The sequence below is a fragment of the Salinispira sp. genome, assembly GCF_059431795.1.
Genome location: NZ_JBXWXS010000013.1, coordinates 1 through 20,006, shown reverse-complemented (window position 1 = coordinate 20,006; position 20,006 = coordinate 1). Strand labels below are relative to the sequence as shown.

Below are 20,006 nucleotides of genomic sequence, written 5' to 3'. Positions count from 1 at the left end.
ATCTGCCGGCCACCGGAAAGAACTGAGACAGAACATGCTGCATCCGGCGGTAAGCAACAAAAACCAGGTTCTCACGTTTACATTCCATCTGCCCGTACGGGGAAATCCGGTACCCGAAGACATCACCCTTCCTCCAGTTCGTACCCAATTACTCTGGAATCAATACGCTGGATCAGCCTGGTCCCGGCATAATTGATACTGTAGGGGATGCTCCGGATGCTTTGAAACCACAGATGATCGTCTGCACCATAAAGCTCAAGAGTGGTGCTGCCATTCCGGCGATACACAAAAATCTCCGAATCGGGATATTTCATTGCTGATTTATCATCTCCAGCCGGGGTTGATTTCTCATCTCCAGCCGGAGGCGTATTTTGCCAGTATTCGGTCAATACCCCAGGAGCATCATGTTCAACGGGCTTTGAGAGAATCCGGGATTCACGATCATATGTCACCCCATATGAGCGGGCATCTGAGGAAACATGAAAGGTCTCATATTCCTCTCTGCTGATAAATATGGGGACAGGAGAATCAATCTGAAAGGGAAGAGCTGTGTGAAGGATTTCCCCGGCGAAAAGATTTCCATCATCATCCGGAATCAGTGAAATTCTGTATAGGTAAAGAGGCGCATAGCCCGCAATAACAACCAACTCAAGCGCTGAGCCCGCTGGGCTCAGTGGTTCAAAATTGTAGATTACCGGATACCGGGAATTTTCCTTGAGAACCCTGCTGAACAGATTTTCACCAGATTCATCAAGAACAATAATCCGGCCATCCAGAAGTCCCACAACGGTATATGTCCCTTCCTCCGCCGGCAGGACCCGGGCTTTGACTATTAAGGAAGCCCATTCGCGGGTGTAGAGCGGGTTCATCTGCTCATCCAGGCGCGTTAGGGCGAACCCATCGGGGGAAATCAGCAGCATCCCCTCCATGCTGAGAACCGGAAACCAGTTGCTTTCAACAACCCCGTCGATACTGCCCTCCGGTGATCTGGCTACCAGGGTATTGTGATACTGACCGGTATTAAAATAGCGTCGGGAGTCATATTCCAGATAAAAAGAAGCATCCTCATAAATTCCCCGATCACCGTCGGTACTTACATACAGGAGATTATCGTTTTGAAAAAGAGGCACCCACTGTGCGTCCCCATCAACCGCTTGTCCTCCTCCATGCCCGCCGCCGTTCATTCCCCGTAGATCGCCGGATAACGTTTTACTCCACAGAGGCACTAAAAGAGGTTCTTCAACCAACGGTGCAGGGGCAAAAAACATGGGGAGAAACAGAATTGAAGCCACTGCGATGATCAGAAATATCCGTATATAGCTCATGAAAAACTTGTCTTCCTTCGAAATTCAGCTGCCTGTTCGGATTGATGGGGAAAGCTGCCGGGCTTTTTTAGGCATGTTTCCGGTCATCGTCTTCCATCTTCTGCTTCCAGAGTTCCATCTTTCGTTTGACATCTTCGGCATCCTCGCTTTCACCAATCACCAGGTGAATTCTTCGGAGCGCAGATAGAAACTTGATGGCGGTTTTGAAATCGTCTATCCGGCTGGTGGAGAGCTCATATTTAAGCCGGAATTCGTCCGCTGATTTAACCAGCTGAGCCTTCGCCTGTTCAAGAAGCTTGTATCTGATCTGGTAATCGTCCATTCGGGGATCCAGACCTGCAACGATGGTCTTAAAATTGATCATGTTTTTGAAAACCGCAGCATAGCGGCCGTTCAGATCGACAAAAGACCATTTCCACTTAGTGTTTTCGCCGAAACCTTCAATTACCGAATCTATGGTAAACCCCAGCTTCATGAGTATCTCGTAGCGTTTTCTGTCGGTAAGCTCATCTATGAGAGCCCAGTTTTCCTCCAGATCGCTAAATGGGGCGTCCACGATGCCGCTGACGATCCGTTCAAGATGGATGATGCTTTCGTAACAGCTCTTGCGGGCATCGTTAAGAAATGCTTCATTTTTAATTCCCAGCATGGAAAGGGAGATACGATTGAGAAGAAGATAGTGGGCGGCAAGATTCAGCCGGTCTTCACAAAGAGTAATAAGTTTATATGCCTGAGGAGTATCGCTCTTATCGACAACGGCGAGAAGGCTTTTTTCCCGTTGAAGTATCTGCTCTATTTGCTGTTTGTATACCTTCACCTTCTCGGCATAGGTCTTTTTGGCCTCAGCATTGACTTTTCCCATACATCCTCCGCACTACCCTTAGTATAGGGTCTTTCACCGGATTTTTGAAGCACTTGCCAGTAGCTGACGGGCATGCTCCAGACTTGCTCGGGTCCGGCTATCTCCGGAGAGCATACGGGCAACTTCCTCCACCCGGGCATCAGCCTGAATAAGTTCGGCTGACGTAATAGTGCGCCCGTTCTGCTCTGTCTTTATCACCTTAATATGAGCATCGGCATGGGAAGCGATTGAGGCAAGATGGGTAATGCAAAGAATTTGCTTTTGCCGGGAAAGGTTTCGCAGATGCTCGCCTAAAGCTCTCCCCACCTCTCCGCCAATACCGCTGTCTATTTCATCGAACACCAGAGTGGGAATATCGTCGCTTTCCGCCAGCGCCGTCTTAATGGCAAGCATAACCCTGCTCAGCTCCCCTCCCGATGCTATGCTTCGGAGGGGTTTCAAAGATTCGCCCTCGTTGGCTGATAAAAGAAATTCCACCCGGTCAATTCCGGTAGCTCCGCATACAGGAATACCCCGGTCTGACATTTTCTGGGTAACACTTACCCGAAAACGGGCTTTCTTCATACTCAAGGCCTGGAGACTCTGCTGAACCTGTTCTTCCAGTTTCTTTCCCCCCTCTTTCCGTGCAGAGGAAAGCCGCTTCGCTTTCTCTATGAGAGCCTGCTCAAGTTCCCGTATTTCCTTTTCAAGGCGTTGACTGTAATCATCGGCATTCTCAAGCTGTTGAACCTTGGATTGGGCTTGTTCAAAGAAATCGCGTACATCGCTCAGTCGGGGACCGTGCTTGCGCTTAACCCGGGAAAGCTCTGCCAGCCGCTCCTCAATAAACTCAAGGCGTTGTGGGTCATAATTCAGATCGTCCTTATAGCCGCTGACCTGGGCCACCACATCCTCCAACTCATAGTAGAGGGACTCAATGCGATCCGCATTTTCCTTCAACTGAGGATCGATCCCGGCAGCGGCAGAAAGGGAGGACATTCCACTGTAAAGCAGACCGAATGCCGACACTTCCCCGTCATGAAGTGCGTCATAGGCTTTCTCAACATTGGCAAACAACTGCTCGTACTGCTGAAGTTTTTGCCGCTCCTTGTCCAGCTCGGTATCTTCATCCGGCTGAGGATCCAGCTCCTGAATATCTTTCATGGCATAATTCAGATAATCAATCTCTTCCTGCCGGTCTTTTTCATCATTCAGCAGGCTTTCCAGCTCTTCTTTTTTTTCGTTGAGAAAGAGAAAATCCCGCTGAACGCTGTCACGCAATTCGTTGCTGCCGCTGTAGGAATCGATAAATCTCCGGTGATGCTGAATATTAAAGAGGCTCTGATGTTCATGTTGGCCGTGCATATCTATTAGTATGGATGTGAACTCTGCAAGCTGCTGGCGGGGAACAATGCTCCCCTGGATAAATGAATTGCCCTTTCCGGTACTTTTGAGAACCCGTCGGAGAACAACCCGGTCTTCGTCGAATTCTATACCCCGCTCATCCAGCCAGTCCCGGCAGGCGGCTGCAGCTTCCCCGGAATCGGGCAGGAAAAAGCTTCCGCTTACCACCGCCTGTTCGGCGCCTTTACGAATGGCCCCCGTTGTGGCTTTACCGCCCAGAAGCACATTCAATGCCCCGGCAAGTATGCTCTTTCCCGCACCCGTTTCCCCGGTAAGGGTGTTCATACCCCGGGAAAAGTCCAATTCCAGCCGCTCGATCAATGCATAATTTTCAATGTGTAAATTTTCCAGCATATAAAATATCCTGTTACTCCGGACCACCGGTCCAGCTCAATTTTGCACGGAGCACCTCGTAAAAACTTCTGCTTCCCGAATACAAGATGCGGGCGGCATTGGATGCCTGACTAATAAACAGTTCGTCCCCCGATTTCAAAGAATAGCTCACCTGTCCGTCAACAGTGAGTATGAGTTCCGTACGCTGTTCTCCGGATATCTCAACTCTCAGGTTCGATTCGGAGGGCAGAACGAGAGGTCTATGGGAAAGGGTAAACGGACAAATAGGATTTAGGATAATGGCATTCATCTCAGGGTGGAGTATGGGCCCACCAGCAGCAGCAGAATAGGCGGTGGATCCGGTGGATGTACTGAATATAATTCCATCCGCCTTGTACTCAATATGTTCCGATTCATCCAGGTGCACCATGAGGTTTACCAGTTTCGAAATTCCCGATCCGGAGATAACCACATCATTCATGGCCCGTCCACGAATTTCCTCACTTGAACTTCCGGCGGCGGATTTTATCAGCGTAAATGAAAGCATCATTCTACTGCCAAGATTTACTTCCCCGCGCAGCACTCTGGACAGATCTTTCTGCCAGTCATCCTTGGAAACCTCTGTAATAAAGCCGAAATTGCCCAAGTTGACAGGAAGAATAGGAATATTCAGAGGCGCCAAAACCCGGGATGCAAAGAGGACGGTTCCATCTCCCCCGAGGGTGATGGCAAGATCGTAATTCCGTTCGCAAACCAAATCCGCCTTCCCGGAAAAACCGAAAACCTCGGACCGGATACCTTTCTCCTCCAGAAAAATCTGGATGCTCCGGGCGAGGGGTTTAGCTTCAGGCTTCTGATAATTTGCAATAATCAGAACTTCTTCAATTGTATCCAGATGTGTTCTCGTCATATATCCCGTCTCGTTAAATCTACTATACCTACTCGAATTTTTAATGTAAAGCTTCGCCGTGGAGCAATTAATTTCGGCAGACGGGAAAACTTTGGCTTCATGGGAGAGTTTTCACCACCTTTAGCATGATATCCAGCTCTTTTCGTGAAAGACTGGGGTAGAGGGGGAGCACCACCGTGCGCAGAGAATATGCGGAAGATTGTGGATACAGCTCAGCCGGGGAGCTGCCCTCCTCACTCCCGGAATCAAAATCTCGCAGAAGCGAAGTAATAATCGACTTTTCAAAGGCCGGCCTGAGCTCCACCTGTTTCTTCACAGCATACTGAATCACATCCTGCATTGGGCTGTGAAGAAAAAGTGCAAGGAACGACGGCACAATCTGGTCCTCGCTGGAAAGAACCCTGTGCCGGCCCTGCATTGCCTGCTGAACCACCACATCTTTCAGTTCTTCCCGTGAATGTATAAACGATTTCAGTTCCTTAACCTGCATACCACCCAGAGCTGCATTCATGTCCGGGAGATAAATATCCTGGGGAAACTCTTCCACCGCCGAATTGAGGAGTTTGCTCCGCTTTCTATTTTTGGATGCCAGGAATATACCACCACCGCTGGTAATCAAATTCTCAGGCTCCATGCTGACTAAAATACAATCACCGATGCAGGAAACGTCGTTCCGGGAACTCAGAATATTCGAAGCGTCCTGGAACACCGGGATTTTTAACTCGGAAATAGCGTCCATAGCCGGAGAAAAGCCCAGGGGATGATCCAGTACCAGTGCGGAGAGACCGTTCTCCCGGTGAACACGTTCAAGTTCCTGAGGATCCAACACCGGCCCGGACTCCTGAACATCAACAAGAACCGGCTCCAAGCCCATTCGAAGGGCAACAAAATAATAGCCGATATCGCATAGGGGCGAGAGGGCAACCCGGTCACCCGGGGCAAGCTCGAGTGTTTTAAAACCCAGTTCAATGCCTCGCAGCCGCTCCCTAAGAAGCACCCCTGCATCCCCATCGATCCGTTCCAACAGATCGTGTACCAGACCTTCTCCATAAGAGCCAGGTCCCAACTGATCGGAAACCAGACACGTCAACACCGCATCCATATCTTTTCGTTTTATCGACGGCCGAAACACCGGGATTGCCATATATACCTCGTAATGTAATGAGAAATACCTCAGCCGGGATCCGGCATCGGGAAGGATGCATTGTATACGATTTTCTGGGAAAACACCAGATTGCACAAAAATTTGGCCGTTACCGGCCGCTCTCACAGATCTGCCACGGATCTGTTCGGTCACGAAATTTTTTTTACCGGTCTGAATGTAGAGGCTCTTTACTTATACACACCCATCTGCTCTAAAGCTTGAAGTTCGCGAACATTAAAGAGCCGGCGGATATCAAGAATAATTAAATACCCATCCTGCTTGTTTACCACGCCCTGGATGTACTCAGCGCCTATCCCGCTGAGCATTTGAGGAGGAGGTTGGATTTCATCCAGATCGATGGTGATGACCCTGCTCACCTTGTCGATGATTACCGCAATCTGCATTTCATCAATGTTGATAATAATGAAACCACTGAGCAGCTCATCTTCTTCCGTCATTTCAGGTTTGGACAGATGGAAACGGGTATGTAGGTTAATTACCGGAATAATCTCGCCGCGGAGGTTAAAAATACCCTCCACATAATTCGGGGAATTAGGTATCTCGCGCACCTCTTCAACTTGCACAATAGCTTCGACATCCATTATGTCTATTCCATAGAGTTCATTCCCAAGTTGAAATGTAACCAGTTGTAAACTGTTATCTGCCATCTGAACCTCCGCGATTACTCATACCAAGAATAAGCCAGAAAGGGTAAAAATTCAATTGCTTTCATATGAAGTTCTCACTGTGATTCCAAAAAGGTATGGGGACAACCGGTACCCGCCCCTGCCTGCAAAGGCGCTGGAGCAGAGGCGGAAATACCGTTTTGCAGGCTACAGTTGGAAGCGAAGCCCCAGTTCCGCAGCAAAATTACTGCTGCTGAAATTATACGATGCATTCACATCCAGGCGGAGAATGAGAATATTGATGCTTGTTCCCAAATACACTCTGGGTGAAAAGCCTTTTTGAGCCAGGGAAGTAATAAACCCGTTCACATCCACCTGGGGCACTGATTCACCTGTGAATGATTCGTAGCTTTCAATCATGCTGTCGATCTGTTCTTGGCTAAGTTCGGTACCGCTTTCATCCTCAACAGAAGTGCTGATACCCCCGGAAATATCAGAATTAGCATATGAAAGTCCAGCACCCGCATAAGGAGTAAAAATTAACAGAGATTTGCTCACCTGAACTGTGGCATCCAGCACAGTTGAGGTCCAGCCGGCCTGAAAATCGGGGTTTGTAAGAACCAGTTGGTCTCCGGTGCCGGTGTTATCAAGAATTACATAATCCCCTTCCAAAATATTCTGCATTGATATGGAACTGCTCAGGCGGCTGAATCCGAGTCCGACAGAAACCTTGGGTTTTACCGCCCCGCCCTTTAATAAGGCATAGCGGATATCTGCGCCCACCAGACTGTAATCCAGTGCTGCATTATTAATAGCGCTATACTGGGCAGGCAGAGCTGCATACTTCACCCCCACATCAAAGGGCAGGAAGACGCCTCCAATGCGCACCGAAGCTCCGAAGGCAGGTAGAGGAACCGACCCCAGATCCGTTATCTGAGACGGGAGTGCCGCAGATGAATCTACAACAGAAAGAAGAGATTCGAAAGCATCCAGCGGAAAGAGCGCTGCTCCCACGAAGGCGCCTGCACCAAGATGCGGCGGCATTGAGGGAAATACCTTCCCGATATATGCATCGGACCAGGTAGTACCCATCACTGCCGCAGAGGGCAGCGCCGGAGCGATATCTGCACTGAAACTCTCAAACTGATTTTCGAGCTCTGAAATATCCACATTCTGGGAAAATGCGGGAAAAGCAATTACTAAAACGACAAGAAATACTAAGGCGTGTTTCATTTGTCACCTCCAACGGTGGTCTTGGTAGAAATATAGTGCACAGATTCCAGAAAACCATCGTTGACCCTTCACAATTACCTTCGTGAGTTCGTTTCAGGATCTTGTCCTCATGAAGATCTTTTCCTATGATTCAAAAACACATTACCTGAAACTCCCCAGGCGTAAAAATCGATACCGGGGGATAGCTAAGCAATCAAGCTCGATCTTTGTATTTCCGCAAAGAATGAGCTCTGGATACATCAGGCGAAAATAAGAGAGTAAACAGAGGCAATATGAAAAACGGATGTGTATATGTGGCAATTCTCCTTGTAACGGCACCCCTTCCAGCCGCCGCCGATGAAAGCCCGGAACCGATACGTGTTGATGTGGAGCAGGCTGTGCAGTTAGCGCTGGAAAACAATATCAATTTAGCGATTGAAGAAATCGAACTGGGAACTCACAAACGTACAATGAATAACCGATGGAACGCAATTCTCCCGGAGGTTAATGCAAGCATAGGAGCGGCGCACGACCGCAACTTGTTCGGAAACTCCACAATTTCCGGCTCAAGCCTCATGGCCGACCCCGACTCAGAGTTGTCTCCCGGATCCGGAGTGTACGACCGGGTCATTTCTTCAAGCTATGAAAGTGAACTTCAACCAACCAGCGCAGTGAACGCGGGAATACGAATGAACCTGCCCATAAACTTCGGCATTATCCGGCAGTTTCGTCAAACCGTACTTGATTTTCAGTCTGGTCTGCTTTCTTTGGAACGAGCGAGAAAGGAGATGGAGATACAGGTACGGAAGCAGTTCTGGTTTATCAGGGTGTTACAGGCCGGGCTTGAACTGGATATTCAGAATCTTGAAAACCTTCAGGACCGCTACGAACAAAACAGGGTTAACTATGAGAATGGGTTGGTGACTGAGCTTTCATTGCTTTCCAGCCGGGTAAGCCTTGAAAATGCAAGACCTTTGCTTATGGCTAAAAAAGCTGAGCTGGCCAACACCATGGCTGAGTTTAAATCTCTTTTGGCCGTACCCCGGGAGCAGGAAATCATACTCCAGGGAGATATACAGGTAGAAATTTACGATCTTCAGGCCGAGCAATTAATCCAGCGCTTTGCACATCAACGCTTTGATATTCGAAACATCGATCAGCAAATTCTTTCTATGGAAAATCAGAAAACTGTGACAACTCTGTTTGAAAAGAGTCCCACCATCAATCTGGGTTTGAGCTGGCGAACCGGGGTGAACGATAAGCCCCTCCAGGCGGAAAGCTGGGAACAGTTCACCGATAACCTCAGCCTGAGCGCAGATATTTCAATTCCCCTGGACGGCTTCATACCCGGTTCATCCACAGACTTGAGAATCAGAGAGATGGAAGATGCCATCTCCAGTCTTCGTTTGTCCCGTGCCCTGGCAGTCGATCGATCGGGAATAGAAATTGAAAATCTGGTACGGCGACTGGAGAACGCAAAAGCAGGTATTGAAGCATACAAGGTCAACCACCAACTGGCTCTTCGCAGCTATGAGCTGAATACTCAGGCTTTCAGACTTGGGAGCGTGGATTTGTCGGAGGTTGAGCAGGCTCAAGATGAACTATATCAGGCTGAATATTCAATTCTATATGAGAAATACAATTACCTCACCGCTCTTTTGGATCTGGAATACGCGATAAACGGCAATCTGGAGGGAATCCTGGACAGCAGCGGCTCAGAGACGGGGAAATAGAGGATCTCTTAAGTGCCCGGGGCACGCACAGAGGTTCTGCGTAAGAAAGCTTTTCCGGAAGCTGGGAAACGTACAGCCGACGGCATAATTATACCTCATCTATGGGCGGGTACAGGATAATGCGCTTTCCTTCCCGTTCCATTGACAGAGAGTGCCGCCCCCCAAGTTGTTTGAGGTAATCTTCAGGAAGCTGCAGCCTGCCTGCCCGGTCCAGCATCACGAGCTCTTCATGACTCTCCCATTCCATCAGTTCATCCGAAGAGATATGCTGTAATTCCTTCAGAAACTCCTTTCTCCGGATGAACTCGCTGCTGGCCTTTCCGTCTCGGATGGCCACCACCCGGTTTACCAGTTTAGTAAGCATCATGTCGTGGGTAACGATCAGGATACTCACATCAAGCTCACGGTTCACCTTTTCAAATAGATCCATAATCTGATGCATACTTTGCCGGTCCACAGAGCCGGTGGGCTCGTCAGCGAGAAGAAGCGAAGGTTTATTTGCGAGTGCAATGGCAATGGCGGTTCGTTGCTGCTCTCCCCCGGAAAGCTGGGAAAGACGGTTATGTTCCCGATGCCCCAACCCCACTGCATCCAGCAAATAGCGGGCAAATTTCCTGTCCTTCCTCCCGCCGCCGATCAGCTGTGCCAGCTCCACATTCTCCAAAGCCGATAAGTAGGGGAGCAAATTTCTGGCATTATTCTGCCAGACAAACCCCACACTGCTGCGACGGTATTGCGCCAGTGCTTTTTCATTGAGTGCTGCCAGATTTTTTCCATCGATAATTATGCTGCCGGCACTGGGACTGTCCAAGCCTCCGATCATATTCAGCAGGGTGCTCTTCCCGCTCCCGCTGTTTCCAATAACTGCACAAATCTCTCCCCGGGATATTTCAAGATCGAGCCCCTGGAGCGCCATTACCTCGGTATCTTTGCTGCTGTAGATCTTCACCAGATTTTCACACTGGATGATCAGCTCATTGGTTTCCAGGTTCACCCATGTACCTCCCCGAGATTAATGAGACAGTCTGCCACCTCTGTCATGCGCGGATCATGGGTAGCCATAATAACCGTATGTCCTTCGTGTTTCACCAGATCGCTGAAGAGTTTAATGATCTGCAGCCCGGTGTGAGAATCCAGTTCTGCGGTTGGTTCATCTGCGATAATCAGCTGGGGATGATGGGCAACAGCACGGGCAATCGCCACACGCTGCTGTTCGCCCCCGGACATCTGGGCGGGAAAATGCCGTTGCCGCTTGGCGAGGCCTACCAGCTCCAGATAGTGCCGGCTTCTTTTTTCCCTTTCCCCGGAATCTACACCTGCAATTCTCAGGGCAAAATCTACGTTTTCTGCTGCACTGAGTCCCGGCAGAAGCGCCACAGACTGAAATACAAAGCCGATCTTTTCACGCCGAAGCTGATCCCGCCGGGCTTCATTCATTTGGCAAATATCATCTTCATCGAAAAGGATGCTGCCGCTGTCTGGGCGATCCAACCCACCAAGCAGATTGATGAGCGTGGTTTTTCCCGATCCACTTGGTCCTTCCAGCACCGTCAGTGCCGCATCAGGAATCGTGAAGGAAAGATTTTCAAGAACAGGTATTACATCAACCCCGCTTTTGAAGCTTCGGCAAAGATCTCTTACCTCGATCATTCAGCCCTCCCCCAGCTTCAACGACTGGCTGACATTCAGTTTCCTGATAAGAACCCGCAGCATTACATAGCCGCTTACAGCCAGCGATCCTCCGAGAAGGTAAATTCGAATAAAATCCGTCTGGTCGGCTACCACCGCAAAAGGTATTGCGCTGGAACCGGCAAGAATCTCCAGCAAAGGACCGAATAACGCTCCCGACAGCCCACCTGCTGCGACCCCTGCCAGCAGAGTTAAGAAAAGCATTAACGCCATCTCAACAGCAGGAATCAGAGCTACCTGGTGCTCGCTGAGTCCCATGGCGCGAATCACTCCGAATTGAAGACGCCGTTCGGTTATGGACAGCAGCAAATGAAGCAGAAAGCCGCTGAAACAGAGGAGCATGCTCAGGAGAAAACTCAGGGTTAACGCACCATTGATTCCCTGAACAAGGGCATCATTTTTCAATCGGATCAGTTGTTGTGAACGATTTTGAATCTGCTGAATCTCCAGACCTCGATCATCGATAGCGGCGTACAGCTCCGTATCTGCTGCTTCATCTTCACGTTGTAGCCAGAATTCATAGGGGGTCAGCCCCCCGTCGGTTTGGAGAAAGTCCAGGTTTGCCACCACCAGCGATCCTTCACGGCTGTCCCAACCCGGCCAATGGCTTACAAAAGCATACAGCGAACCCTGGACCTCAAATCCGTCGGCGAAGCGGAAGGTAACAGCCTCACCCGGAGAAAACTCATCTGCCAAATCTCCGGATATAAGCACTGCTTTAGGATCCCGGGCTAACAAATTCAAATAGTTATACCAGTGTACCGGCAGCAAATCTCCCCGAAACCAACCAATCCTGCCGAGTTCATCAGGAACCACGCCCATAACCTGTACATTATCCTGCCATTGTCCGGAAACATCGATTTGTCCGCTGTCATCGAGATATACCGCTGTAATATCCTGGACACCGGGAAGGAGCCGGTATTCATCTCTGGGCGGCTCCTGATACCTTGGCCGGGACAGCAGCTCCAAAGGATCGGCCCATGGATTTTCCGCTCCCGCATGATGATCTATCCACCGGGGCATGATACGTAAATCGGCACCGATACGGTAGCTGATATCATCTGCCAAATTCCGGTTAATGATTCTGGCGGAAATCGCACTATATAACCCGGTTGATATGGAAAAAATGAGAAATATCATGACAAAGCGGCTTCGGCTGTCCGGTCGCCCGGCATTCAAAAGAGCAAAATGCATGGCGGGAGACCATCTCCTCTTTCCAGCCAGGAAAAGCCCCCGAATAAGGGAGGGATATAGCCGCAGGAACAATAGCCCCACCCCCAAAATAAACGCCGTGGACATTAGAAACAGAAGGGGATCGATATTCTGAACCAGATTTCCCAATTCACCTCTCCCGCTTATGTCCTGAATCCGCCGCCGATAACGATCAAGGCCATAGAGTGATGCAGCAATTATTCCGATTTCCAAAAACCAGCGTTGGGAAGCCCACGATTGTTTACCCGGAACCTTTGCAGTCTGCAGTTGCACTATACTTGTGCGGGCGGCACCGTGCACCGGAATAAGAACAAGAATCATCAACAATAGTCCCCCGGCTGCACTGAAAAGAAAGCCGCCGGCAGAAAGGGTAAAATCGACCAATCTTCGATTCACGAATTCCATGAACCCGGTGCTTGACCCCAGCATCCGGCAAATCATCAACCCCAAAAATGGCCCAAGAATGACGGCAATCCCTGCTAATATTCCGTATTCAAGAGCGTATCTGCCCACTATTGTGCCCTGCCCCGCACCCCGGCTCTGCAGCATTGAAATCTCATGCCGCTCACCATCAATAATAAGACGGGAAATCATGAGAATATAGAGAGCCAGGAGTATGAGTACCGGAAGTATCAGCATAGCCAGGAATAGATTGAAGCGGGTTCGGCGCAGCTGGTATCGCTCAAGGGCGCGCTCTCCCAGAAATTCCAGTCCCAGCAGAGAATTGAACCGGGAAGCCAATCGGCGGTGGGACTCAAGGGTTGAAAGTATTGGCATGACCATTCCAGTTTCCAAACCCTGATATTCATATGAGTGAGCCCAATAAGCCCGGGATATATTCGCACCTTCACCATTGAAAAACAGTTCATAAAAGCTTTCCTGGGTAATAAGAAACTTCCGGCTCAAATGCTCCATACCCCGAAACCAATAGGGATCACGGATATCTGAAGGACCGAAGACTCCCACAACCCGGACAACTACATCGGAGTTCATTCCGGGAATAGCCAGGGTATAATTCTGATCGATGAGCAGATTATCCTGCAATAGTGAGGCTTCTGTCACCATCAGTTCCAGGATATTCCCAGGCTCCCAATCTTTTGCCATACGGCCGTACAGAATCTCAACATGATTCTCAACATTAGAAATGGTCACAAGCTGTTTCCAGCGTTCTTGACCGCCACCCAGGTCCGGGCGGGAAAATGACAGTTCCCGGGAGTTAATCTCCCTCAATGAAGAAAGAATTTCCAGAGGGATGTCAGCAGCAAGTCCCTTACTAATATTAGAGTCGATAATTTCGAAAGTCTCCAGTCTTTCATCAGGTTTCACCCCAAAACGCAAATCCGCATCGATTATATAATTACCGGGGTATACACCTTCATCAATTTGCATCTGGCCAAGATCGCTGAGGAGTACATCCAGGAGAGTACCTGCAGAGAATATAGGAATACTTGCCGCAAGCGAGGTGGTTACAATAAACCCCGCCAGCAAGGGCAGAGCCGAAAGAGGTTTCCGCAAAAGTTTTTTGATTATCGATGTCAACATGAAAGAATATCCTCGGATACACATGGGGCCCAAGGATTCCACACCCAAGGAAAATCGGTAAGCACCATCAAAACAGTACCGTTTGGCCTTCTTTCAGCCCGCCAGTTATCTCATAAAACCGATCGGATTCTATGCCCAGACTTACATCCTGTTCCCGAATAATACCATCCTCCAGAATCCGAACATACCGCCTTGCCTGAAAGCGTTGAATCACTGCCTTTGGGAGAATCAGCACATTCTCCCGGGTTGCTATTATACCTGAGATATCAGCTGCACTGCCTTCATCCAGTCCGGAAGGCAGGTCATCCACCCGAATCCGTACGGTTTCCCGATTTGCCTGATACTCCTCGCCGGGGAAATCCTGGGGGGTGCTCACAACCCTTCCGGTGTATTCTTCTGCGGCCAATTGCACAAGAACTTTCATTCCCCGGGAAAAACGCTGGAATTCCCTGCCCGTATACTGAACCAAAAGATCCTCAGGGCTGGAAATTCTGATAAATGGTTCCTGGGCTCTGATATAGCGCCCGACCTCTGAACTGTCCAGAAACACCACGGCTCCTCCAATTGGGGCACGCAGCTGTGTAGCCTCAAGCTGACGTCGCAAATCCCCCAGACGAAGTTGGTTCAGTTCTAGAGAATGGGTAATAGAGAGTCGGGCCTCATCTTGCTGATTCATTTTTAGATCCATGGAAAGCCGCTGTTTTTCAATATCCCGCTCAATAGCCAAAAGATCACGTTCGGGCAAATCCCCGACACGGCTGTGAAGTTCATAGTTTGATACCAACTCCTGAAGCAGAATTTCCTCCATTCGGGTCTCCAACTCTATTCTTGCTTCAAGATTGTCAATCTGACGGCGGTAAAGTTCACTTTTCATTTCCGCCTGGCGTATGTCACTTCGCAATTGATCACTGTCTAGCTCTGCTAAAACCTGCCCACGACGCACCTGATCCCCAATGCGTACATTCAAGGTTTCAAGATATCCGCCCCGTTCATTGAAACTCAATTCCGCCCTGCTGGTGGATATCAGATTTCCCACCACATCCACCCGTTGGATTAAATTATCCCGCCGTACTTCAACTGTTTGATATTGGGCGGACTCTGGCTCAATCAACGGCGGTGGAAGTACATCCTCCTCACGGGGAAGGAAAAAACATGAGCTGAGAAAAAAGACTGACGTCACTATGAGAATCCCGGTCTTTCTCCCATACTTCACTTAATCGACTCCTGCTGCCAGGCATCTACCTGCTTTTGGAGGGCGGTGGTCAGGCGCGACATCCCCCGATCAACCATAAATTCCCGATATTCGGCGATATCTTTTTCTCGAAAAACACCGGTCTTTAGTTTTTCCATGGGACTGTTATCAAAAGCTAAAAATCGGTTTCTAAAAAGATCGTTGGTAGAGACATAATCGGGTTGAAAACCGAAAAGCCTCGGAAAAAAGCTTTCTGTTTCCACATATTCCCGATATGAAGCCAAACTTCCTTCAGCCATATACTCGGCTTCCCGAAGAAAATGAAGGTTGGCAAATACATTGCGTCCAGGAAAATCAAGTCCGGCCCCATTTACTTCCGAAGTATAACTAATCCTCTCCCCGCGGAGGCGGTAATGCTCCCCTTTCACACCATACATAATTAAATCCTGATTTGATTGTTCCCGGTGAAACCAGTCGAAAAATTGAATTACCCGTTCAGGATGCGGAGAGTTGGCACTTACGGCCATCCCGCTGCCCAGGTCATCCATTCTCTGGCCGGGAATATCGGGGAAAAGGGTAAAAGGAATATAGTCGTACTCGGAGTCATCCGATCGCACGTAGGAATTGAGAAACAGATCATTACCCCGCTCGCTGGTGATCACTGCCCAACGGCCGGATGAAATAATCATGTATGGATCTAAATAAATCGATTGGCGGTTTAAATATCCCTTATCCATCCAGCTATTGACTCGCCGTACCCCCTGAGCGTATTCAGGAGTACTCTCCCAAGTCATTATCTCGGCTTCTGGATCATCACCGCGGTATACCAGTTCCATTCCCGAATTCAAAATCTCATAACCTGAACTTCGGGCAAAAAGCTGAACAGGGTTGGCATTCAACGCCAAAGGGAAAACTTCGGTGTCGGAGTTCACAATATTCTCCAACAGCTGTTCCAGATCGTTAAAATCGCGAATTTCCCGTATATCGAATTTGTTCACAAAATCTTCTCGAACCAGGACAGTCAATTTAGGCGCAACGGGCAAATATCCCGGTATGAGATACATCCCCCGCCCCTCACCGCCGGCCCCATGGGCTCTCAACAATTCAGATTCCATTGATCCGGTAAGGGCCGGAGCGTTCTGAGAGAAGATCCCGGAGATATCCATCACCTGTTTCTCCCTGGCAAGATTTTGAATATCAAAGCCGCTGAATCGAAGCTGAGGATAATAGAAAAAACCATCTATTTCGGTTTCCTCTTCCAATAATTGCTGGATGTTGTCAATGTAGCTGCTGAAGGGAAGAAAGTTCACTTCCAATTCAAGGTTGAGGTCTCTTTGGGATTCTTTTTCAATAGTCCGGAAAAGTTCCTCTAAACTTGGAGTAGATTTACCTGGGAAATAGAGTTGAATTACCGCTTTTTCCCGGCTTCCCGTACTGACTTGCCGCTCTAGAGCCGCGAAAGGATCGTCGTTTTCACTGCAACTATAAAAGAATACGGTAATTCCCATTAAAAGCAGCAGCATACGTAAAAAATATGAAAACTTCATTCATTCCTCCAAGTATCAAAAACAATAATATCAGAAAACCTTATTGTGTCCACTGCTTTCAAAGATTATTATTTCCCCACCCGGAAAAACATCAGCGTAATGTACTTGGGTAATTATCCGCTTCAACGGTGAAATCAAGGGACTCTTTTGTGATTGACTCAATATCCAAATATAAATGACCGCAGCCGTCGGCCATCCTTGACTCACTACTCAATTTTAACTCGGCACTTACTGTGTATTGCAGCGGAATACAGTAGCCGAGCTTTCTCCGCAACAAGCAGCTGGATGCTGTATTTTTGCGAAGAAATGCAGACAGTTTGAAGGTATTTTTCAGTTTCGATTGGATGCAAGTATAAAAAAGCCGTCTCCAGGCCTTCTTCGAAGTCCGCTCAATTCCGCAAAACGACTTCGCCGTTTCGCTTGAGGTTCCCCTGGATGCATGGTAAGCGTCAAAGCCCTATGTAATGTTCCAGGGTAACAGCGACGCCCAGTCACTTTCCGATTCAGCCAGAGGAGCCTTTTCGAACAGCTTGAGTAAATAACTGTGAGGCTCAATACCGTTCGCTTTTGCCGTTTCAATGAGTGAATACATTGCGCTGGAGCTTTCTGCTCCGGCGGGACTCCCGTTAAACAACCAGTTTTTCCTGCCCAGTACAAATGGCCTGATCGCTCGTTCACTGATGTTATTGTCAGGTGTGAGCTGTGGTGATTCAATGTAGCGAATTAATTTTGACCATTCATTCAGAGTGTATGAGATTGCCTTGCCTAATAACACTGAAGGAACAACCTGTTCTTTCCGCTTTTGCAGCCAGCTTAAGAATTTCGACAAGATAGGCTCTATGGCTGCTTTTCGTTGCAACAAGAACTCTTCGTCTGTCAGCTCTTTTCCCCGAAGATCATTTTCAATTTTATAAAGTTTTGCGATGAAGCTGACCGCCTGGTTTGCACTTCCCGCCTTCTTTGCAGCCTTGGCTGCCTCAAGGAATTTCCGTCTTGCATGGGCAAAGCAGCTGACATGTAGAACATCAGGATGATTTTTCAGGGCACTTGAATAACCTGAGTATCCATCGGTCTGGAGATATCCTTTGAATCCATCGAGAAACTCATGAATATGTTTGGCAGCCCGAGTCTGGCGGTACTGATACACATATGCAGGTTTGTCCGGTGGACCGCCGCGGGCAAGCCACATATAAGATTTGGATGTATTATCTCTGCCTTCTTCTTTCATCACCTGAACAGTCGTCTCGTCCATGTGCATGACCTGTCCGGTCTTTATGTGTTTTTTGAGCAGCCTAATAAGCGGTTTGATCCGTTTATATGCTGAATTCTGCCAATGACTCATGTTCTGCCGGGAAATATGGATGCCAATACGCTCAAACCGGCTCTCCTGCCGGTAGTAGGGCAGATGATCCACAAACTTGTTTACGATTAAAAAGGCAAGAAGTGCGGGGGTAACAATGCTTTTATCAATAATTGCCGGCTGTACCGGTGCAATCCGGATGGCAGGTTTATCTTCATCACCGGATCCTTCGCATACATGGCAGGCATATTTGGGCCGAATGATCCGTTCCACCCACATCTTTGGGGGAATCACATGAAGTTTTTCTGATATTTCTTCACCGATTTTTACCAGCTGACTGCCACAGGCACAGGATTTATCTTCTTCGCTGATATCGATGATGACTTCTTCCCGATGAACAGACTCATCAATTGCCTTGCGACCGGTCTTCTTGCGGGTATGAGAGCGAACTGACATTTGTGAGGGTTCATCTTCATCTATCAGTTCATCAGCATCGCCGCTGTCCATCTCATCGAAAGGCAACGGTTGGGTGGAATCAGATCCCTTCTCACTGGTGCGTCCGAATTTTTGCAACAGAAGCAGCTTGTGCTCCTCTTCCAGGGCTGAATACTTCGCTTCCCATGTTCTGTTGAGGTTTTCAATATATTGCTGAACATCTGTCGGAAGCGTTGCAATATCCATGAATAGAATTCTAGCATGGCTTTCAAAGAGAGTAAATTCTTACTCAGTAATTATTTCACTGATGAATATGATAAGCGTTGGTGGGCATGCCAGAAATCGATTCCTTCAAGAAGCATTTCCAGTTCTTTATAGCTGATGGAACGGGCAGCCTGATCATTCTGCGGCCAGGGGAACTTATGCTTCTCAAGACGTTTTTGCCAAAGACAAAAGCCGTTGCGATCCCAATAGAGTGCCTTTAATATTCTCCGCTGTCGGTTACAAAACAGATAGATGTTTCCGTCTATTGGCGAGGCTTCCATCTGTTCGCTGACGATCATGGATAACCCGTTAATCGCTTTGCGCATATCCGTGTACCCCGGGCGGATATAAAACGAAACCGTTGAAAGATCGATTATCACTCTGATGCCCCCAGAGCAGATAGGATATTGGCAATCTGTTTCTGAGATGCTCCTCCTGGAACAGAAATACTGATCGCACCTTTGCGGATGACAATCTCTGACTGCATCATCTGTGGTTGAGAATCTGTATCCGGATGTATGCCCACAAATCCCGGGAGTTTTCCGGCATCCTGTGATGCCAATTTCTTCTCTATCTTAATCCAGCTGTAAAAGGTAGTTGGTCTGATTCCGTGAAGATTACAATATTCGCTTCCGCTAATCCCCTGCTGTTTCCAGGCTTCAAGATGCTGCAGACGCACTTCTCGGCTATACTTTTGCATACACATACCTCCGACTGGAGGCTATTGTATTTCAGCCTGTATAATTCAGGCAGGTGGGGTTACTTTGACGGTTACACTGATCCAGGCGAATAGGTAGAATTGCTATCAATAAGAATGTCTTGAATCAATCCAAACCCGATATCATTCTCCGCGCTTCGTCTAGTCAACATTCACAGGCCACAATTACTGCAGCGAATCGTGTTTCATAAAATTTCCGGGAAACCATAATTTCGTAAACCTCATAGCTTCTCTGCATGGGGTGCTCCAGTGGAACACCCCTGTAGACAACCCTGTGAGGATTATGAAATCCAAAGGATCCCGGGAACTCGATGACTATATTTCGCTGTGCTGCAGCTGGCCGGCTTTGCTATATCGAGGGGGGGTGTTCCACTGGAACACCCCTGTAGACAACCCTGGGAGTAGTTCGAAATCCAAAGGCTCCAGGGAAGTCGATAACTATATTTAGCTGAGCTGCAGCTGGCCGGGCTTGCGATATCGTGGGGGGGGTGTGCCACTGGAAAAACCCACAGCGGATAGTAGAAATAAAAAACAATCAGGAACCATAAAAATATATTCCGATGTCACGCAGTTGGCCGG

16 protein-coding genes are annotated in these 20,006 nt (G+C 48.6%); 1 reads left to right on the top strand and 15 read right to left on the bottom strand.

The genetic code is table 11. The annotated features are described in order from the left end of the window. Nucleotides 1-122: 122 nt before the first annotated feature. The 7 genes from AC52PS_RS03755 to AC52PS_RS03725 all read right to left on the bottom strand — a co-directional run bounded on the left by AC52PS_RS03755 (nucleotide 123) and on the right by AC52PS_RS03725 (nucleotide 7,816). Nucleotides 123-1,325: a hypothetical protein gene (locus tag AC52PS_RS03755; RefSeq protein WP_495561701.1), complete on the bottom strand. Its 1,203-nt coding sequence runs from the start codon at nucleotides 1,323-1,325 to the stop codon at nucleotides 123-125. A gap of 67 nt (nucleotides 1,326-1,392) precedes the next feature. Further along, nucleotides 1,393-2,187 carry a TP0443 family flagellar-associated protein gene (locus AC52PS_RS03750; protein WP_495561700.1) on the bottom strand — a complete coding sequence of 265 codons (795 nt, stop codon included), beginning with the start codon at nucleotides 2,185-2,187 and terminating at the stop codon, nucleotides 1,393-1,395. A gap of 33 nt (nucleotides 2,188-2,220) precedes the next feature. Then, entirely contained in the window at nucleotides 2,221-3,924 is a 1,704-nt protein-coding gene (gene recN / locus AC52PS_RS03745; RefSeq protein WP_495561699.1) for a DNA repair protein RecN, read from the bottom strand. A 13-nt stretch (nucleotides 3,925-3,937) separates the two neighbouring features. Then, the gene (locus AC52PS_RS03740) at nucleotides 3,938-4,813 is read right to left on the bottom strand and encodes an NAD(+)/NADH kinase (RefSeq protein ID WP_495561698.1); all 876 of its coding nucleotides are present in this window, start codon (nucleotides 4,811-4,813) and stop codon (nucleotides 3,938-3,940) included. Between the two features lie 97 nt (nucleotides 4,814-4,910). Continuing rightward, nucleotides 4,911-5,957 (bottom strand): DegT/DnrJ/EryC1/StrS family aminotransferase, encoded by a 1,047-nt coding sequence (locus AC52PS_RS03735; protein WP_495561697.1) that lies wholly within the window; start codon nucleotides 5,955-5,957, stop codon nucleotides 4,911-4,913. A gap of 188 nt (nucleotides 5,958-6,145) precedes the next feature. Continuing rightward, on the bottom strand, nucleotides 6,146-6,625 hold the full coding sequence (locus AC52PS_RS03730; protein WP_495561696.1) for a chemotaxis protein CheW: 480 nt from the start codon (nucleotides 6,623-6,625) through the stop codon (nucleotides 6,146-6,148). A 165-nt stretch (nucleotides 6,626-6,790) separates the two neighbouring features. Continuing rightward, nucleotides 6,791-7,816 (bottom strand): hypothetical protein, encoded by a 1,026-nt coding sequence (locus AC52PS_RS03725; RefSeq protein WP_495561695.1) that lies wholly within the window; start codon nucleotides 7,814-7,816, stop codon nucleotides 6,791-6,793. A 272-nt stretch (nucleotides 7,817-8,088) separates the two neighbouring features. Between AC52PS_RS03725 and AC52PS_RS03720 the strand changes: the two genes are divergently transcribed. Continuing rightward, nucleotides 8,089-9,528: a TolC family protein gene (locus tag AC52PS_RS03720; protein ID WP_495561694.1), complete on the top strand. Its 1,440-nt coding sequence runs from the start codon at nucleotides 8,089-8,091 to the stop codon at nucleotides 9,526-9,528. An 88-nt stretch (nucleotides 9,529-9,616) separates the two neighbouring features. On the opposite strand, the gene AC52PS_RS03715 is transcribed toward AC52PS_RS03720, so the two are convergent. The 8 genes from AC52PS_RS03715 to tnpA all read right to left on the bottom strand — a co-directional run bounded on the left by AC52PS_RS03715 (nucleotide 9,617) and on the right by tnpA (nucleotide 19,409). After that, nucleotides 9,617-10,522 (bottom strand): ABC transporter ATP-binding protein, encoded by a 906-nt coding sequence (locus AC52PS_RS03715; protein ID WP_495561693.1) that lies wholly within the window; start codon nucleotides 10,520-10,522, stop codon nucleotides 9,617-9,619. Further along, nucleotides 10,519-11,178, bottom strand: a complete 660-nt coding sequence (locus AC52PS_RS03710) for an ABC transporter ATP-binding protein (protein ID WP_495561692.1) — start codon at nucleotides 11,176-11,178, stop codon at nucleotides 10,519-10,521. The genes AC52PS_RS03715 and AC52PS_RS03710 overlap by 4 nt, the downstream gene beginning before the upstream one ends. Continuing rightward, nucleotides 11,179-13,971 carry an FtsX-like permease family protein gene (locus AC52PS_RS03705; protein WP_495561691.1) on the bottom strand — a complete coding sequence of 931 codons (2,793 nt, stop codon included), beginning with the start codon at nucleotides 13,969-13,971 and terminating at the stop codon, nucleotides 11,179-11,181. It abuts the gene before it with no gap. A gap of 67 nt (nucleotides 13,972-14,038) precedes the next feature. Continuing rightward, nucleotides 14,039-15,184 carry an efflux RND transporter periplasmic adaptor subunit gene (locus AC52PS_RS03700; RefSeq protein WP_495561690.1) on the bottom strand — a complete coding sequence of 382 codons (1,146 nt, stop codon included), beginning with the start codon at nucleotides 15,182-15,184 and terminating at the stop codon, nucleotides 14,039-14,041. Next, complete coding sequence (locus tag AC52PS_RS03695) at nucleotides 15,181-16,710, bottom strand: type 2 periplasmic-binding domain-containing protein (RefSeq protein WP_495561689.1); 1,530 nt, start codon at nucleotides 16,708-16,710, stop codon at nucleotides 15,181-15,183. Before AC52PS_RS03695 ends, AC52PS_RS03700 begins: the two co-directional genes overlap by 4 nt. Nucleotides 16,711-17,167: 457 nt before the next feature. Further along, entirely contained in the window at nucleotides 17,168-18,691 is a 1,524-nt protein-coding gene (gene tnpC, locus AC52PS_RS03690) for an IS66 family transposase (protein WP_495561688.1), read from the bottom strand. A gap of 50 nt (nucleotides 18,692-18,741) precedes the next feature. Then, complete coding sequence (tnpB, locus tag AC52PS_RS03685; RefSeq protein ID WP_495561687.1) at nucleotides 18,742-19,089, bottom strand: IS66 family insertion sequence element accessory protein TnpB; 348 nt, start codon at nucleotides 19,087-19,089, stop codon at nucleotides 18,742-18,744. Then, a complete protein-coding gene (tnpA, locus tag AC52PS_RS03680; protein ID WP_495561686.1) occupies nucleotides 19,086-19,409 on the bottom strand; it encodes an IS66 family insertion sequence element accessory protein TnpA in 324 nt (107 codons plus the stop codon). The genes tnpB and tnpA overlap by 4 nt, the downstream gene beginning before the upstream one ends. Nucleotides 19,410-20,006: the final 597 nt, after the last annotated feature.

Coding starts and splice junctions, on each gene's coding strand:
- AC52PS_RS03755 (WP_495561701.1), bottom strand. CDS start 1,325: ATGAGCTATATACGGATATTTCTGATCATCGCAGTGGCTTCAATTCTG.
- AC52PS_RS03750 (WP_495561700.1), bottom strand. CDS start 2,187: ATGGGAAAAGTCAATGCTGAGGCCAAAAAGACCTATGCCGAGAAGGTG.
- recN (WP_495561699.1), bottom strand. CDS start 3,924: ATGCTGGAAAATTTACACATTGAAAATTATGCATTGATCGAGCGGCTG.
- AC52PS_RS03740 (WP_495561698.1), bottom strand. CDS start 4,813: ATGACGAGAACACATCTGGATACAATTGAAGAAGTTCTGATTATTGCA.
- AC52PS_RS03735 (WP_495561697.1), bottom strand. CDS start 5,957: ATGGCAATCCCGGTGTTTCGGCCGTCGATAAAACGAAAAGATATGGAT.
- AC52PS_RS03730 (WP_495561696.1), bottom strand. CDS start 6,625: ATGGCAGATAACAGTTTACAACTGGTTACATTTCAACTTGGGAATGAA.
- AC52PS_RS03725 (WP_495561695.1), bottom strand. CDS start 7,816: ATGAAACACGCCTTAGTATTTCTTGTCGTTTTAGTAATTGCTTTTCCC.
- AC52PS_RS03720 (WP_495561694.1), top strand. CDS start 8,089: ATGAAAAACGGATGTGTATATGTGGCAATTCTCCTTGTAACGGCACCC.
- AC52PS_RS03710 (WP_495561692.1), bottom strand. CDS start 11,178: ATGATCGAGGTAAGAGATCTTTGCCGAAGCTTCAAAAGCGGGGTTGAT.
- AC52PS_RS03705 (WP_495561691.1), bottom strand. CDS start 13,971: ATGTTGACATCGATAATCAAAAAACTTTTGCGGAAACCTCTTTCGGCT.
- AC52PS_RS03695 (WP_495561689.1), bottom strand. CDS start 16,710: ATGAAGTTTTCATATTTTTTACGTATGCTGCTGCTTTTAATGGGAATT.
- tnpC (WP_495561688.1), bottom strand. CDS start 18,691: ATGGATATTGCAACGCTTCCGACAGATGTTCAGCAATATATTGAAAAC.
- tnpA (WP_495561686.1), bottom strand. CDS start 19,409: ATGCAAAAGTATAGCCGAGAAGTGCGTCTGCAGCATCTTGAAGCCTGG.